Raw genomic sequence first — 15640 nt, 5'->3', positions numbered from 1 at the left:
ATGCTATACGTTTACCAGCGCGGCAGATCAACGGGGCGCGTGCTTCGTCGCTTATTGATGCTGTTTTGTGTAGGCTGGCTGGGGCTGACTACGGTCGCACTGGCCCAACAAGCCGATTCGACCCGCCGCCGACCCGTGCGTAAAACGCCCAAAAGCACGCGGCTACGTACCCGACGCCCCCTCCCACCGGCTTATACGCCCCGCCTCAACCGACGCGGACAGGTACGTAAGCTGAGTCCCGAGCAATTGTGGGATGCCAAGCCCGACTCGACTCACCCCAACCGGGGGCCGTTCCGACTGCTGGTCTACACCAGCCTCGGCGGCTCTATCTACATGCCCACTATCGGCACGCCAGGTACGTTGGCCGAGGAACGCAAAATTCGGCTGGGCCTGCCGCTGACGGCCCGCGTGATGTGGCAAACCGACCACCGGCTCCGGCTGGGTGTTGAAACCGGCTACCTCGACATGTATAGCTACCGGGGGGTGATCAACGGCGAACCGGCCCGCGTGCGGGTTTCGGCGATTCCGGTGCTGGCCGTCTTCTCGATGTCGGTGGTGCGGCGCTTTGCACTCTATGCCGGAACGGGCCCCTACATCGTTAATTCGGAACTGAGCTACGATGGCAATACCCGGGGGCATACCTTTAGTATTGGCTGGATGGTGGCCGGTACGTACACGCAACCGATCACGCAAAACCTGGGGCTGGCCGCCGAACTGAAATGGTACGACGCCACCCAAACCAACGACGCCTGCATGCTTTTTCAGGCCACGCTGGTCTGGCGGGCGTTAACCTGGTAGAAACCTACGTTTAAGGTGTAAGCGGTTTGCCGCTGCGGGACTAACGAGTAACCTTGCTTTCCCGGCGAGCAACGCTGAACCATGAACATTAAACAGTAAACTCCATTGCTAGCTTTTCTTGCCGATACACAGGCGCCAATGTGGATTGAGGCCCTGTTCTTAAAGAAGCGGAACAACGTAAAGGCCACGCAGGCTATTTTCCGTGAATTGCTCCAACGCCGCCCCGAAACCCTCTATTGGCTGGGCGACGTGGTTGTGCTGGGCTACAAAAACAACGCCTGGCCCATGGTCGATACGTTTCTCGCACACTGCGATGAGGTCGGTATCGACGTAAAAGCGATTCTGGGTAACCACGACGTGATGGGCCGCCCCAAAAAAGGCCAGCGGAACTTCCAGCGGCGCTTTGCCGACCACGTCCCGACCGGCTACGCCCACGTAACCGACGGGGTAGGTGTGATTCTGCTCAACTCCAACTTCAGCACCCTGACGCTGGAGCAGCAGAAAGAACAACAGGCTTTCTACGAAACCACCCTGACGGCCTACGACGCCGACCCGGCGATTCAATCGGTTATTGTCACCTGCCACCACGCCCCGTTCTCCAACAGTCGGCTGGTTGGGTCGAGCAAGCCGGTGCAGCTGCGGTTTGTGCCGCCCTATCTGGCCTCCAAAAAAGCGAAGCTGTTTATCACGGGGCATGCCCATGCCTTCGAGCGCTTCGAAACGGGCGGTAAAGTTTTTCTGGTGATCGGGGGCGGGGGCGGCTTGCATCAGCCGCTCTATACCGACCGCCATGAAGATCGGGCGCCTGATTACAAACCCATGTTTCATTACCTGACCGTCGAACCCGAAGGCGAGTTACTCCACGTCTGCTCGCACCGCCTCACCGACGACCAGACCAGTTTCATCGACGGCTACGGGTTTGTAGTGTGAGCGCGGTGTAAGGGGCTTGGGGCACTTGACCAGCCACCCTGTGACCCGATCCCCGTGCTCTACGCTCAAGGTACGGGGTCATACCCGTGTCCGCCCCAGGGGTGGCAGCGGGCTATGCGTTTGAGGCCCAGCCAGCCCCCCCGGAAAGCGCCATGTTTCTGTAGAGCCTCGACCATGTATTGCGAGCAGGTAGGCGTATACCGGCAGGCATTCGGAAAAAAGGGGGAAATCGCCCCCTGGTAGAAACGAACGAAGGCAATCAGCAGGTAACGCATCATAGCATGGGCAACAGGTGGCTGGATTGGGGCCTGATTGCGCCGTTTGGGTGAACGTGAACGCCCTCAACGCAACGGTAGACGAAAGACAGCGACCCGTAAACAGTGAACAGTGGATACAAACCAATATCTTTGCCCATAACAAGGAAATCTCTATTTGATTCACCCTCATCGCACGAATGCTTGCCTACATCACCTGGGACGCGGACCCGGTTCTTTTCTCCGTCAACGCCTTTACACTTTTCGGCATCAATTTCGGTCCCTTTGAAATACGTTGGTATGGGTTGCTCTTTGCCGCTGGTTTCCTGATCGGCATGCAGATCATGACCCACATCTTCCGCAAAGAGAAAAAACCGCAGGAAGATCTCGACGCGCTGCTCATCTACATGGTGCTCTCCACCGTATTGGGTGCCCGCTTTGGTCATTACCTCTTCTATGAGCCCGAAGTGCTGTTTCGCAATCCACTCGAGGTGATCCTACCGCCCTACCGGGGGCTGGCCAGTCACGGAGCCACCATCGGTATCCTGACGGCCCTGTGGCTCTATTCACGCCGCAAATCGAGTCAGCTTACGGGCCAGACATTTCTTTGGACAACCGACCGCATCGTCATCGTGGTGGCACTGGCGGGGGCCTGTATCCGGCTCGGCAACCTGATGAACCACGAGATTGTGGGCCTGCCCACGACCTTGCCCTGGGGGTTCATCTTCAAATACAACAATGAGTATCCGGTGGGCGTACCCCGGCATCCGGCTCAGCTTTATGAGGCGCTCTCGATGCTGACGTTGTTTGCGGTACTGCTGGCGATCTGGAACCGATCGAAAGAAAACACGCCGCGCGGTTTGCTCCTTGGCATCTTCCTGATCTGGTGTTTCGGGCTGCGTTTCTTCTACGAATACCTGAAGGAAAATCAGGTGGCGTTTGAAAACACGCTTCCCCTCAACATGGGCCAGATTCTGAGTATCCCGGCGGTGCTCTTCGGTATTTATTTCGTCTGGCACAGCCGCCGGACGGCGATACCCAAGGCGTAGGTACGTGCCCTGACATATACTAGCATCGCGAAGCGGATGGGGAGAGCCTCATCCGCTTTTTTTTATTCCGTTTACACTGACAATCAATACGTTCAGTCAATTCAGTCAGCAACGTACCCAGCCACTAATTACCTTAGGTCATCAGCTATATGGCTGAGTAACTAAACCTCCTTATTCTGGTATGAAAACGGGTTTCCTGGCTATCATAGGTACGTTCTGTGTGGTGGTGATGCTGGCAGGCTGCGGCCGCAAAAACGACGAACAACAAGAAGACGATGGCGCAACGGCGTCGGTGGGTGGTACGCTAAACGCCATGCAGGAAATGGCTAAGCAGGCCGAAGCATCCCAGAAAAACGGCCCTGTCGCAACCATTGACTTCCGAAAGCTGAAAGACCTGTTGCCAGCCGATGCCGATGGGCTGGCACGCAAATCGGCATCGGGCGAGAAAAACGGCATGGCAGGCTTTACCATCTCAACAGCAACGGCCCGCTACGAAAATGCCGACAACAGCGAAAACATCGAACTCGCCCTGGTCGATGCGGGTGGCTCAGGAGCCCTGATGGGGCTGGCCGCCTGGACGATGGTCGACGTCGATAAGGAAACCGAAGATGGCTACGAGCGAACGACCAAGATGGGCGACAACAAATGCTACGAGAAGTACACCACCAGCAGCAAATCGGGCGAGATCGCGATGGTTGTCAAGAATCGGTACGTCGTGACGGCCAAAGGGAATGGCGTCTCGATGGAGAAGCTCAAAAGCGCGCTGGAAGCCATTGATACCGATAAGCTGAGTGCGCTAAACTAAGCAGGCCACAACGCCAATCACGCCGCATCACACGACTGTGGCTTTGCCCAGGAACAGCTCGTGCAGGCGGAGAATCTGCGGCAGGAGCAGGTTCGCTTCGTCGTTGACCAGCACAAAGTCGGCCAGCTTAAGGCGGGCCTCTTCGCTGATCTGCCGGTCGATGATCGCCTGTATTTCGGTAGTCGACCGTTGCGGGTCGCGCTGCCGAATCCGGGCTACGCGCAGCGGTTCCGGCGCTGTGACCACCACCACCGCATCAAGATCATTGCCATCACCAGCAGCGTTCATCAGAGCCGCCTCTTTGAGCACATACGGATACTGCTCATGCTCGTCGACCCAACGGGCCGTGTCAGCGAACACGCGCGGATGGATCAGCGTATTGAGTTGCTTGAGCAAATCGGGGTTGGTGAAGACCTGTGCGGCTACAAACGCCCGGTTGTATTGCCCGGCGGCGTCATACGCGTTGGGGCCCAGCAGCCGGACGATATCGGCCTTCAGGATGGGGTCGTGGTTGGTGAGCCACTTGGCGCGCTCATCCGCCTCATAAACCGGCACGTTGAGTATACTGAATACGCGGCATACGGTGCTTTTACCCGAGCCAATCCCACCGGTAATTCCTATTTTTTTCATACAGCGTCAGTTGAGCGAGCGAACCAATCAGCCCCTTCCCGATAGCCGCAGATGCCTTCCCGGGTGCCTACAGAAGTAACGAGGGGCCATCTGTGTTCTACTTAGTTTTAGCGTTACGGTTGGCGACAAAACCGTCTCCCCCGAAAAAGTCATATTGAGTAAAAATTCTTTGTGACATATGTTAGTGGTGTAAAGTCTGAAAGGTTATGATTGCAGCGCGGCCGTTGACCGAACCTCCCGGGGTTAAGTCGACCCGTTTGTCCCTTCATGTAGCCATACATTTTGACTAGCCGGGTAAACTAAAGCCATTATAAATAGTGAGTTAAAGTTCGCTTTGAACTTTTTCACTTACCCGGAAATTCATAAGTTTGGTAAACAAACCGTTACATTTTGCATGCGCCCAGATAACCCATATCACTCTAACCAGTTAACCCAATTAGTAGTATGTACTCATGACAGCCTCAACCACGAAAGACGAGGAGCTGATACGGATGTATCTGGCGACACGTAAGAATCAGTACTTTGAAACGCTTTACCAGCGGTATTCGAATAAGGTATACCGCCGCTGCTTCTCCCTAACGAAATGTTCGGCCAAAGCAGAAGATTACATGCACGACATCTTCATCCGCGTTCACTCAAATCTGGGAAACTTCAAAGAACGATCTACTTTTTCCACCTGGTTGTATTCCATCTCCTACAACTATTGCATGGATCAGATCCGGCAAAGCCAGCGGCTTTCAATGGTGATGATCGACGAAGAGATGGAGCATTACATTGCCGATGAGGTAGAATATGACCACCGTGAAGAGCAAATCCAGACGCTCAACATGGCCATCCAGACGGTCTCCTCCGATGAAGCAATGCTCCTGAAGTTGAAATACGAAGAAGATCTCGACATCAAGGAGATCGCCGAGAAGTTCAACCTCAAGGATAGCGCCGTAAAAATGCGCCTCAAGCGTACCCGCGATAAGATACGGAATCACTACACGTATCGACTGAACGGCTAGACGAAGTGCCCTTTCCTACGTGATTTGTGTTGTGTGTCGGTCTCGGCACAAGCCTCCTTCACAAATCGCCGACGGAAGCAGCCTCCCCGCCTTGTTCGGCGCACCACCATTCCTGCGGCCCGCTCATTCGCAAACCACACCTGCGACTTCCCCCTTTACGTGGCTAACAAGCCAACGTCCACTAATTGGCTACTTAACGGACCTACCCGGCCCACTCTTCGTTGGGTAATCGATAGCCTGTCCGGGTGCATTTGTTGGCCCGCCCAAACTGCACGATTTTGCCCTAATCCGTAACCGTTCCAACAGAGTCGGGCCGGTGATGCAACAATATTGACGGGTTTGTGCTTACTTAGTCGTGATCAAGCTAATCGTACTATCATGACTATGACACGGAAATCTTCCCTGCGTTTGCTGGCTTCTGCACTTTTGCTCGGCTCAGTAGCCACACTCAGCAGTTGCTACGAGAATACGCCAGCCGCAAACACGGCTCCGATTCCACCCGCACCTATCCAGCTTACGGCCACGCTAAACGGTTCGCAGGAAAAGCCGACCTCAACCACATCGACCGCTTCAGGTACGTTCGCCGGGACCATTGACCGCACCTCGCGCGTATTGAGCTACACGGTAACGTTCACCGGCATCACCCCGACGGCGGGCCACCTGCACCGGATCACCAATGCCGATGGCACCGGCCCGGTAACCGTCCCGTTCTCGTCACTGACTTCGCCCATTACCGGCACCACCAGTTCGCTACGTCAATCGCAGGTTGATAGCATGGTAGCCGGTCAGTTCTACGCCAACCTGCATACGCCGACTTATCCCGCCGGTGAAATCCGGGGCGATATCCGGGTGAAATAACGTTTTGTTGTCGAGGTCCAACATCGGCTGACACGCACGTGTCAGCCGATGTTGGACCTTGTACGTTAAAGAACCCCCTTCGTGCTTGGCAGGCTGTCGAGGGCTTTAATATCGCGTTTGACAGCCATTTTAATCGCTTTGGCGAAGGCCTTGAAAATCGCCTCGATTTTGTGGTGCTCGTTGTCGCCTTCAACCCGGATGTTCACATTAGCCTGAGCGGTGTCGGCAAAGGATTTGAAGAAGTGGAAGAACATCTCCGTTGGCATCTCGCCGATTTTCTCCCGCTTGAACTCGGCGTCCCACACCAGCCACGGGCGACCTGAGAAGTCGATGGCCACCTGTGCCAGCGCTTCGTCCATCGGCAATAAAAAGCCATACCGGCTGATTCCCCGTTTGTCGCCCAGCGCCCGCCGATAGGCTTCACCCAGCGCCAACGCCGTATCCTCGATGGTGTGGTGTTCGTCGATGTGCAGATCACCATCGACGTGGATGCTTAAGTCGGCCCCCGAGTGCTTCGCCAGTTGGTCGAGCATGTGGTCGAAGAAACCAAGGCCCGTATGCATATCGGCGCGGCCGGTTCCATCCAGGTTCAACTCAATCTTGATTTTCGTTTCGTTGGTATTCCGCTCCACGGAAGCCGTGCGGGCAGGCAACCGCAGGAAGGTGTAAATGTCATTCCAGTTGTCGGTGGTCAGCGCAATAGCCTGCCGCATGGCCTCCGTCATACCAGCCGTATCGGCGCTTTGCGTGGTCGGGTTGGCATTGGGTGGAACAAAAAGAATGGCCTTGGCACCCAGATTTACGGCCAGCTGCACGTCGGTGAGCCGGTCGCCGATCACATAGCTGTTGGCCAGATCATACCGGCCCGATTTGGCCCCCTCCAGATAAGCCGTGAGCATGCCGGTATTGGGCTTGCGGGTCAGCGCGTTATCGGCGGCGAACGTACGGTCGATCAGTTGGTCGGCGAAGTGGATGTTTTCGCCCGCGAACGTACCCAGCATTTTGTTGTGAGCGGGCCAGAACGTGCTTTCCGGGAAAATATCCGTCCCCAGCCCATCCTGATTCGTCACCATCACGAGTTCGTAGGGTGTCTCCTCGGCGATGCGGCGCAGGGCCGATAACACGTTTGGAATAAAGTCGAGCTTTTCGAGTGAATCGATCTGAAAATCCGTTTGTGGCTCGATGATGAGCGTACCGTCACGGTCGATAAACAATACAGGTTGCATGGCCGCGAAGTTACACAAACAGACAGGGTCTTTGCGCACCAAACCAGACCGAAAAGTGCGGTGACGGCCATCGTGACCTACCGTCTAATCAACAAGTGTAATGGCTCGCCGCCGGTGTTGGGTGGGTTGAGTTGTTTACAGACGACAAAACTTTTTTGGCCTATAACGGCCTAAAAAAGCCGCCAGGTGGCTTTTTCGCTATATTTGACCCATTAATTAACCGCCACAGCGGTTATTGATAACGTAATAAAAAAGAAGCCGACCAGGCTGCTGGGTCGGGAGTCTGTATAAAGGTATCGTGATTCATTCTTTTTGTACATAGTAGTATACATCTCTTCAACATTGCCCACGTACGTATCCTTTGCTTATACACGAATGCCTCTACTTAATAGCCATCCATACCCATTTTCTATTCCTGCAAACAGTCAGTTACCTACAATAGCGTCCAAAAAACAGAATGCAAAACCAGCGAAGCAGTAAGCTCACCCGAATAGGGGTGTTCTATGATGGTAATTATTTTCTTCATGTAAGCAACTATTACAATTATTCGCACGAACGCCGCAGCCGCATCAGTATATCGGGTCTCCACTCGTTTATCCGCAGCCAAGTAGCCGACGTTGAAGATACCGACATCCATCTGTGCCAGATCGTTGATGCCCACTATTTCCGGGGGCGTCTGAACGCGCACGAAGCCAGTCAGCGGGGCAATCAGCTCTTCTACGACCGTTTGTTTGACGATATCCTGATGTCGGAAGGGGTCGTTACGCACTACCTGCCCGTGAAGACCTATCAGGGCTATCGGCAGGAGAAAGGTATTGATGTCTGGCTCGCCCTGGAAGCCTACGAACTGGCTACCTACAAGCAGTTTGATGTGATGGTGCTTATCACGGCCGACGGCGACTACGTACCGTTGATTCGAAAGTTAAATACCCTTGGTACCCGCGTAATGGTGCTTAGCTGGGATTTCGAATACCTCAATGACGAAGGCGAAAAAATGGTCACCCGCACCTCGCAGGACCTGCTGGAAGAAGTCTCCTATCCGGTTGCCATGCACCAGGAGATCGACAATCGGGTTCGCAAGAACGACTCGATGATCCAGAACCTGTTTGTGAAGCAGCAACCCCGCACCGATGGCCCCCGGTTTGAGCCGTCGCCCCGGCCTTATGCCAACACAAACGGGAACTACGCCAACGGCAACGCGACCAATTATACCGCCAACGAAGCCGACCCGGATGCCCAGCCCACCGAAGAGAACGGGCTCGGGTTTGATACCGAAGGCGAACGTTTTGAAAGCACCATCCGCAGCCTGAAAACAGGCTATGGGTTTATCAACTGGCCGCCCAACAACCTGTTTTTCCATTATACCAGCGTTACGGCGGGCGACTTTAATGACTTCCAGGTCGATGACCTGGTGTCGTTCCGCATTGGTAAAAACAACGAAGGCAAAGACATTGCCATCGACGTGCAGGTTGTTGAATATCACGAAGGTTAACTAGTTGGTACGGGTTGGCCAGCCTGGCCAACCCGCACCCATGCAGCATCAATGAACGTGTTTCGCTTTGCCGCTCCCGACCTCGCCGACTGGCGCTGGCGACTGCTGGCAACCGCCGAAACGGAGTTTGATGCCCTTGTTTATCTGAACAACAACGGCATTGCCTACCCCAACGACCCATTTCCGACCCGCCTCTACGCGGGCGCGAAGCGGGTCGTTCCGTTTACGGGCCAGGATGACCTCCAGACGCTGGCCGATTTCCACGACCGGTACCGTTGCCACCTGGCTGGGTACGTCGGTTATGACGTCAAGAATCAGATCGAAACCCTGCATAGCCGCCACCCAAACCGGCTCGGGTTTCCCGAAATTTGGTTTTTTGAACCCAGGTACGTTGTCGAGCTTAGCCCCGATGCCATTGAGGTGCAGACTAACGAGCCCAGTGCTGGCCCATGGCACCACTGGCTCACCGACCCCACTACCCTCCTACCGGCCCCCAAGATCCCTGGCCAAACGGGCACGATAGTACAGGCGCGGGTCAGCGAGGCCAACTATGAGGCGGTAGTGCAGCAGATTCGGGCGCTGATCGAAGCGGGCGACGTATACGAGCTGAATTACTGCATCGAGTTTTACGCCGAACAACTGGCGCTTGACCCCGTGGGTACGTATCGGACGCTGTGCGCTCGGTCACCGATGCCGTTTTCAACCTTCCTGAAACAGCAGCAACGCTTTGTGCTGGGTGCTTCGCCGGAGCGTTTTCTGAAGCGGACGGGGCAACGGTTACTCTCGCAGCCCATCAAAGGCACCATCCGCCGCGGCCAAACGTCCGCCGAAGACGAGGCGTTGAAACAGCAGCTACGGGCGAGTGAGAAAGAACAGGCCGAAAACCTGATGATCGTGGATCTGGTCCGCAACGATCTGGCCCGGTCAGCGCAAACCGGCACGGTGCAGGTCGATGAACTGTTCGGCATTTACACCTTCCGGCAGGTGCATCAGATGATTTCGACGGTATCGGCCACGGCCCGCCCCGATGCCTCGCTGGCCGACATTCTGCGGCACGCTTTCCCGATGGGCAGCATGACGGGTGCCCCCAAAATGCGGGCGATGGAGCGCATCGATGAGCTCGAAGCCAGCCGACGAGGCGTGTATTCGGGGGCCATTGGGTACGTTACGCCCGAGGGTGACTTCGATTTCAACGTGGTGATCCGTAGCATTTTCTACAATGCCGCCAACCAGTTGGCCAGTTATAGCGTGGGCAGCGCCATCACCTACGATGCCGACCCGGCGCAGGAATACGCTGAGTGCCTACTAAAGGGACAGGCAATGCGGGATATACTGGGTGGTGCGTGACGCTGTGTCGTCAGCATTATACCAGGCTTTTGAGCAGCCCGAAAGCATAACGCCTGCTTCATGAATGCGTAATATGGGAGTCATCCGCCGGTTCTAGTTTTACGATGTCCAACAAGCTCCTTTATGCGCCCTTCGTTTCACCCGATTGTTTACAAAGCCCTCCATTGGCTGTTTATGGGCGTCGTTGCCTGGTTGATCCTCTTCGGGCGCCTTGCCGCAGCCTAGTCTTGGTTTAGCGAACTACATACCTTCGAATAGTACAATACTATTCACATACAGGCTTGCTTTTTACTAAAAAAAGTCTTACTTTTGTAGCTGAATTCAAGCGACATCCGTCGGCTTCTCTCTGTTCTTAGCGGCATCTCTTGCCGCACTCGTTCATAACAAGGTGGTTTACAGAGCCAGGCCCGGATGTACAAACAGTACAGGCTGTGGGTGATGGTTCCTCCTGACGAGGGTCAACAACGCTGTTCTAAGCGATTCAAAAATCCAATTGGGTATTCGGTAGGGGAAGGGTTTTTCTGCAAGGGTATGGGTTGGTGCTTAGTTGGTCTGCCGCACACGTCACTGTTTGCTTGACGAATCGTCCGCCGTATGCGGGCTTCATTACTTTTTATTCTTTTTTATGACTCTGGAAAACATCCAGTCTGATCTCGACGAAACCGTCGAACAACAACCCGTGCAGGAAATGGCCGCACAAGAAGAGCAACCCATTCAGGAAGCTGTACAGGCACCTCAAATTAAAGACACGATTACGGTTCAGCCCGACGCGCCCAATCAGCGCACCTTTGCCGATCTGAACCTCTCACCGGATATGCTGGCCGCTGTTACGGAAATGGGCTTTACAACGCCCTCTCCGATTCAGGCCGAAGCCATTCCTCCGATTCTGGCGGGCCGCGACGTGATTGGTCAGGCCCAGACGGGAACGGGTAAAACCGCCGCCTTCGGGATCCCAGCGCTTGAGCTGGTCGATCCCAGCGATCGCAGCGTACAGGTGCTGATTCTGTGCCCGACCCGCGAACTGGCCCTGCAGGTAACCGAAGAAATGCGGAAACTGAGCCAGTTTAAGCGCGGTGTGTTCATCGAAGCCATCTACGGTGGCGACTCGATTGAGCGGCAGATTCGCTCGCTCAAGAAAGGCGTTCATATCGTGGTGGGTACGCCCGGCCGTGTGATGGACCACATGGAGCGCAACACCCTGAAGCTCGACAACGCCAAGATGATTGTGCTTGATGAGGCCGACGAGATGCTCGATATGGGCTTCCGCGAAGACATCGAAAGCATCCTGGAAGATTTCCCGACCGAGCGCCAGACGGTGCTGTTCTCGGCCACGATGTCGAAACCCATCCTGTCGATTACGCAGCGGTTCCAGCAGAACCCGGTGCTGGTGAAAGTGGTGAAGAAAGAACTCACCAACACCAACATTGAGCAGGTGTTCTTCGAGGTGAAACCCCGCGCTAAAACCGAGGTAATGTGCCGCCTGATCGACCTGTACGACCTGAAACTGATGCTGGTGTTCTGTAACACGAAGCGCAAAGTAGAAGAGATCGTGGAAGAAATGATGGTGCGCGGTTACCAGGCCGAAGGGCTACACGGTGACCTGCGTCAGGCGCAGCGCAATAACGTGATGAGCAAGTTCCGCTCGGGCGTAACCACGATCCTGGTCGCTACGGACGTAGCCGCCCGCGGTATCGACGTGGATAACGTAGACGCCGTTATCAACTACGACGTCCCCCTCGACGAAGAATATTATGTACACCGGATTGGCCGTACGGGCCGCGCCGGCAAGTCGGGTCGGGCGTTTTCGCTCGTCAGCCGCGATGAGAAATACCGCTTCCGCGACATCCAGAACTATACCAAGGTTCGGGTAGAGAAGGGCGTTATCCCGTCGTTTGAAGACATCGTAGGCATTCGTAAAGCTCGGTTTATCGAGCAACTGGCCGACGATATCCGCACGAGCAAAGACCTGCACCTGTACGAAGACATGCTGACCCAACTGCATCACGAGGGCTTCTCGACCGATACCATCGTGTCGGCCCTGATGAAGCGCAGCATGGGTATCGAGAAAAACGAATTCTCGGATCAGGACCTGAACGCCGAAGATCGCCGGAACGGAAAATTTGACAAGAACGATCGGTTCGAAGATCGTCGCGGTGGTGACCGTGGTGGCCGTTTCGAAGATCGTCGCGGTGGTGACCGTGGTGGTCGCTTCGAAGACCGTCGTGGTGGTGATCGCGGCGATTCGCGTGGTGGCCGCTTTGAAGACCGTCGTGGTGGTGACCGTTCATTCGGTCCGCGTGACGGTGGCGATGGCCGTAAAGGTTATTTCACCAAAGATAACGAGCGCGTACCCCGTGAGCGTGAAGCCAATATGACCCGCCTCAGCGTGAGCATTGGCCGTCGCGACTACGTGCGCCCCGGTGATATTGTTGGTGCCATTGCCGGCGAGTCGGGTATTCCCGGCAGCAGCATCGGTAGCATCGACATCTTCGATAAGCACACGTTTGTCGACGTACCCAACGATGTGGCTAACCGCGTTGTAACGGCGATGGATGGCAACAACATCAAAGGCCGCCGTGTCAACGTTGAAGTAGCCCGGTAGAAATAGGGTTTCAATATAAAACGTCCAACGCTCATTGTTGGCTGATGTCCGAATAAGACGCGTCAGCCAACAATGAACGTTGGACGTTTTGCATTGCCCCCTACTTCAGATCTAATTGCTGAATCAGGGGGTTGGCCTCGGGGGTCAGGGTGAAAAATACGTCGACAGCGCCGCGTTCACCCACGATCCGGAACGTACCCCGCAGGTTGTTTTCGGGAATCAGTTCCTCCACCCGCACCACCTTGCCGATCTTCTCGAACAGTGCCTGCGTACTGCGGCGGCGCAGGTCGATGGGCGTATCAGGGAAGAAGTTTTCGGCAAAAATGCCACTCGCCTCAGCCTTCTCAAAATTGGGCAGTAGTCGCACGAGCTCGGCTTTGCGTTGGGCCAGAATAACCGACGGAGCCAGCACTCGTGGTTTCAGGCCCGCCAACGCAATGAGCGTATCGAGCGCAGCCGTGTTCAGGGTGCGCATCCCCGCGTAGGTGAGGTTGGCACAACTGATAATACCAATACCATAATCGGGCATTACCTGCCATTCGGTGCCGAAACCGGGCAGGCCACCGCTATGGCCTACACTCACGCGCCCCCCACAATCGCGCGCCCAGACCAGGCCATAGGCATAAGCTTGGGCGGTTGGGCAAAGCCGTCCCGATGGGTAGCGGAACTGCGCGTTTAAGCCCCGAAAATTCCAGGGCTGCTGCATTTCCCGCAGTGAACTCCGCCGCACCGGGCCGGTTTCTGCACCGTCGCGGGCGGGCCAAGCGCTCAGATGCAGGGCCATGTAGCGGGCAAAATCGTCAACCGTCGTAATCAGCCCCCCCATGGCCCCCCAGGAGCCGTCGGGCAGGGGCGTTTCGGCCAGGTGTTGTCCCTCCTGCCAGCGGTAGCCGTTTACGTACCGATTGGGGTCAGCCTTGCGGTAATCCCAGATCGTGCTCGTCATGCCCAACGGGCGAAGGATATTGTCGGTGATATACTGCTGATAGGGCTGCTTCGCGACGTTGCTGATGATCCGCCCCAACAGCGTAAAGCCCAGGTTGCTGTATTCATAGGCCACGCCCGGCGCGTTGGCTACCGAGAGCCCGCCACGCAAAAACTGACTTAACTCGGCTTCAGAGTCGGCCAGTTGCCGGTCACCCCAGGGGTTATCTTCAGGAAAACCAGCGGCATGCGTCAGCAGGTGGCGGATCGTGATGGGCGGCGCATCGGTGGTGAGCGGGCGCAGGTTTGTCAGTTCGGGAACGTACCCAGCCGCCGGGTCGTCGAGGCGTAACTTACCTTCGTCGCGCAGTTTCAGAATGGCCATGGCCGTGAGGCTTTTGGTCATCGATGCGATGCGGAACTGCGACTGCGCCGTAACGGGCCGTTTCGTCGCCAGATCGGCCTCACCGATGCCTTTTCCGTAGATCAGTTTACCATCGACCACCACCCCAAGCCCAATGCCAGGTACGTGGCGCTGCGCCGCATAATCGCTGTAAATTTTCTCGACGACAGGCAGGGCCGCTTCGATGCGGCGTAACCGGTCGTCGGCTGTGGGTACGTTGGTAGCTGGCTGGCAAAACGAGCTCAGCGGCAGCGCCAGGAACAAACAGAGTAGCGGATGTTTCATGTTGCAAGGTAACAAGCTACCCCGCTGCTGAAACGCTATTGCTTTAGGTAACGCTTAATTTCCCGCTTCGACATTTCCTGCGTGATCAGTTCCACCGGCCGGGTCGCCTCGTAGGTACGTCCCGAGATCAGGTAATCGCCCGACTCGATGGTCAGGGCGGAAAACTTGGGGCGCAGGTGGATGTACTTGTATTCTTTACTAGGCTGCACCTCGACCGGCGGCAGGTAACGCACCGAGAAATGGATGGTAGGGGGCAGGCCGGGCAGCTCGCCGACCAGACCGAGCGGTTGGCCCACCTCCACCGTTTCACCCAGTTTCACCAGCAGGCTACCGGCTTTCAGGCGGGCATATTGGGCAAACGTGCCATCAGCGTGGCTTATTTCAACCAGATTGCTCTCCCGAACGTCATCACGGGCCGTAGCGGCCCAGCCATCGAGCCGGTTTATGACCACACCTCGGCGCGCGGCGAAAACGGTGTCGCCGTTCTTAACCTGAAAAACCAACGAGGTATAGTTGGTGAGCCGAACGTTTTTTACCCCCAGTACCTTACCCATCGCCTGTGTTTCCTGAACCAGCACCGGTTGGCCGGGGGCTACGGGCAGTGTGTACAGGTAGGTTGGCGGCTCCGCCTGAAATAACCGACCCCGGGTAGCCGTATACAGGTAACGAAACGACGCCGCCTCCCCCATTTTAGTTGGTTTCAGCGAAAACAAGGTTGTTTCACCCGGCTTAACACTGCCAACGTAGGGTAGTTTGACGGAACTCCGCATCCCCACCACATCCACGACATCGACCTGCACGGTATACTCGCAGAGGTTAGGATTCGAGGCCTTAAACAGGTATTCACCCGTTGCTTCGGAGAGCTTATAGACAACATCGACTTTTCGGTCGGTAACCTGAGCCCGTGTCCAGACGGGAATAAATAAAACTAAAACAAACCAATGCAGGCGGTTCAGTGGGTTCATTCAGGGTGGTAGGTACGCAAGTAGAATTCCTATGCTAAGGAAACTCATAGTATACAAAATACCGC

At 55.7% G+C, this 15640-nt stretch carries 14 protein-coding genes; 9 read left to right on the top strand and 5 right to left on the bottom strand.

Annotated elements, in window-relative coordinates; all coding sequences use genetic code 11:
• Positions 1-798, top strand: a complete 798-nt coding sequence (locus FAES_RS13705) for a hypothetical protein (protein WP_148289362.1) — start codon at positions 1-3, stop codon at positions 796-798.
• 105 nt (positions 799-903) lie between these two features.
• Positions 904-1728 (top strand): metallophosphoesterase family protein, encoded by an 825-nt coding sequence (locus FAES_RS13700; protein ID WP_229364481.1) that lies wholly within the window; start codon positions 904-906, stop codon positions 1726-1728.
• A gap of 65 nt (positions 1729-1793) precedes the next feature.
• Here the strand turns inward: FAES_RS13700 and yidD are convergent, their stop codons facing one another.
• The gene (gene yidD / locus FAES_RS13695) at positions 1794-2003 is read right to left on the bottom strand and encodes a membrane protein insertion efficiency factor YidD (protein WP_041258943.1); all 210 of its coding nucleotides are present in this window, start codon (positions 2001-2003) and stop codon (positions 1794-1796) included.
• 179 nt (positions 2004-2182) lie between these two features.
• Between yidD and lgt the strand changes: the two genes are divergently transcribed.
• Both lgt and FAES_RS13685 read left to right on the top strand, forming a co-directional pair.
• Positions 2183-3031 (top strand): prolipoprotein diacylglyceryl transferase, encoded by an 849-nt coding sequence (lgt, locus tag FAES_RS13690; RefSeq protein ID WP_015331818.1) that lies wholly within the window; start codon positions 2183-2185, stop codon positions 3029-3031.
• Between the two features lie 181 nt (positions 3032-3212).
• The gene (locus tag FAES_RS13685; RefSeq protein WP_015331817.1) at positions 3213-3836 is read left to right on the top strand and encodes a hypothetical protein; all 624 of its coding nucleotides are present in this window, start codon (positions 3213-3215) and stop codon (positions 3834-3836) included.
• Positions 3837-3863: 27 nt separating this feature from the next.
• Here the strand turns inward: FAES_RS13685 and coaE are convergent, their stop codons facing one another.
• A complete protein-coding gene (gene coaE, locus FAES_RS13680) occupies positions 3864-4466 on the bottom strand; it encodes a dephospho-CoA kinase (RefSeq protein ID WP_015331816.1) in 603 nt (200 codons plus the stop codon).
• Positions 4467-4918: 452 nt separating this feature from the next.
• Between coaE and FAES_RS13675 the strand changes: the two genes are divergently transcribed.
• Positions 4919-5473, top strand: coding sequence for an RNA polymerase sigma factor (locus FAES_RS13675; protein ID WP_015331815.1), 555 nt, complete (start codon positions 4919-4921; stop codon positions 5471-5473).
• 378 nt (positions 5474-5851) lie between these two features.
• The gene (locus tag FAES_RS13670; RefSeq protein WP_015331814.1) at positions 5852-6331 is read left to right on the top strand and encodes a CHRD domain-containing protein; all 480 of its coding nucleotides are present in this window, start codon (positions 5852-5854) and stop codon (positions 6329-6331) included.
• 65 nt (positions 6332-6396) lie between these two features.
• Here the strand turns inward: FAES_RS13670 and hisB are convergent, their stop codons facing one another.
• Positions 6397-7557, bottom strand: coding sequence for a bifunctional histidinol-phosphatase/imidazoleglycerol-phosphate dehydratase HisB (gene hisB, locus FAES_RS13665; RefSeq protein ID WP_015331813.1), 1161 nt, complete (start codon positions 7555-7557; stop codon positions 6397-6399).
• Between the two features lie 457 nt (positions 7558-8014).
• Between hisB and FAES_RS13660 the strand changes: the two genes are divergently transcribed.
• The 3 genes from FAES_RS13660 (at position 8015) to FAES_RS13650 (ending at position 12998) form a co-directional block, all read left to right on the top strand.
• Positions 8015-9049 (top strand): NYN domain-containing protein, encoded by a 1035-nt coding sequence (locus tag FAES_RS13660; protein ID WP_015331812.1) that lies wholly within the window; start codon positions 8015-8017, stop codon positions 9047-9049.
• 51 nt (positions 9050-9100) lie between these two features.
• Positions 9101-10396: an anthranilate synthase component I family protein gene (locus tag FAES_RS13655; RefSeq protein WP_015331811.1), complete on the top strand. Its 1296-nt coding sequence runs from the start codon at positions 9101-9103 to the stop codon at positions 10394-10396.
• A gap of 625 nt (positions 10397-11021) precedes the next feature.
• Positions 11022-12998 (top strand): DEAD/DEAH box helicase, encoded by a 1977-nt coding sequence (locus tag FAES_RS13650; RefSeq protein WP_015331809.1) that lies wholly within the window; start codon positions 11022-11024, stop codon positions 12996-12998.
• 100 nt (positions 12999-13098) lie between these two features.
• Here FAES_RS13650 and FAES_RS13645 read toward each other — a convergent pair whose 3' ends face one another.
• Positions 13099-14610: a serine hydrolase domain-containing protein gene (locus FAES_RS13645; RefSeq protein WP_015331808.1), complete on the bottom strand. Its 1512-nt coding sequence runs from the start codon at positions 14608-14610 to the stop codon at positions 13099-13101.
• Between the two features lie 35 nt (positions 14611-14645).
• Positions 14646-15575, bottom strand: a complete 930-nt coding sequence (locus FAES_RS13640) for a M23 family metallopeptidase (protein ID WP_015331807.1) — start codon at positions 15573-15575, stop codon at positions 14646-14648.
• Positions 15576-15640 lie beyond the last annotated feature (65 nt).

The sequence above is a fragment of the Fibrella aestuarina BUZ 2 genome, from assembly GCF_000331105.1.
Lineage (GTDB): Bacteria > Bacteroidota > Bacteroidia > Cytophagales > Spirosomataceae > Fibrella > Fibrella aestuarina.
Note: the sequence above shows the minus strand (reverse complement) of the source record. Positions and strands in the feature narration are given on the sequence as shown.

Excerpts from the sequence above, each read along its gene's own strand:
- FAES_RS13705 (WP_148289362.1), top strand. The coding sequence starts at position 1 with ATGCTATACGTTTACCAGCGCGGCAGATCAACGGGGCGCGTGCTTCGT.
- yidD (WP_041258943.1), bottom strand. The coding sequence starts at position 2,003 with ATGCGTTACCTGCTGATTGCCTTCGTTCGTTTCTACCAGGGGGCGATT.
- lgt (WP_015331818.1), top strand. The coding sequence starts at position 2,183 with ATGCTTGCCTACATCACCTGGGACGCGGACCCGGTTCTTTTCTCCGTC.
- FAES_RS13685 (WP_015331817.1), top strand. The coding sequence starts at position 3,213 with ATGAAAACGGGTTTCCTGGCTATCATAGGTACGTTCTGTGTGGTGGTG.
- coaE (WP_015331816.1), bottom strand. The coding sequence starts at position 4,466 with ATGAAAAAAATAGGAATTACCGGTGGGATTGGCTCGGGTAAAAGCACC.
- FAES_RS13675 (WP_015331815.1), top strand. The coding sequence starts at position 4,919 with ATGACAGCCTCAACCACGAAAGACGAGGAGCTGATACGGATGTATCTG.
- FAES_RS13670 (WP_015331814.1), top strand. The coding sequence starts at position 5,852 with ATGACTATGACACGGAAATCTTCCCTGCGTTTGCTGGCTTCTGCACTT.
- hisB (WP_015331813.1), bottom strand. The coding sequence starts at position 7,557 with ATGCAACCTGTATTGTTTATCGACCGTGACGGTACGCTCATCATCGAG.
- FAES_RS13660 (WP_015331812.1), top strand. The coding sequence starts at position 8,015 with ATGCAAAACCAGCGAAGCAGTAAGCTCACCCGAATAGGGGTGTTCTAT.
- FAES_RS13655 (WP_015331811.1), top strand. The coding sequence starts at position 9,101 with ATGAACGTGTTTCGCTTTGCCGCTCCCGACCTCGCCGACTGGCGCTGG.
- FAES_RS13650 (WP_015331809.1), top strand. The coding sequence starts at position 11,022 with ATGACTCTGGAAAACATCCAGTCTGATCTCGACGAAACCGTCGAACAA.
- FAES_RS13645 (WP_015331808.1), bottom strand. The coding sequence starts at position 14,610 with ATGAAACATCCGCTACTCTGTTTGTTCCTGGCGCTGCCGCTGAGCTCG.
- FAES_RS13640 (WP_015331807.1), bottom strand. The coding sequence starts at position 15,575 with ATGAACCCACTGAACCGCCTGCATTGGTTTGTTTTAGTTTTATTTATT.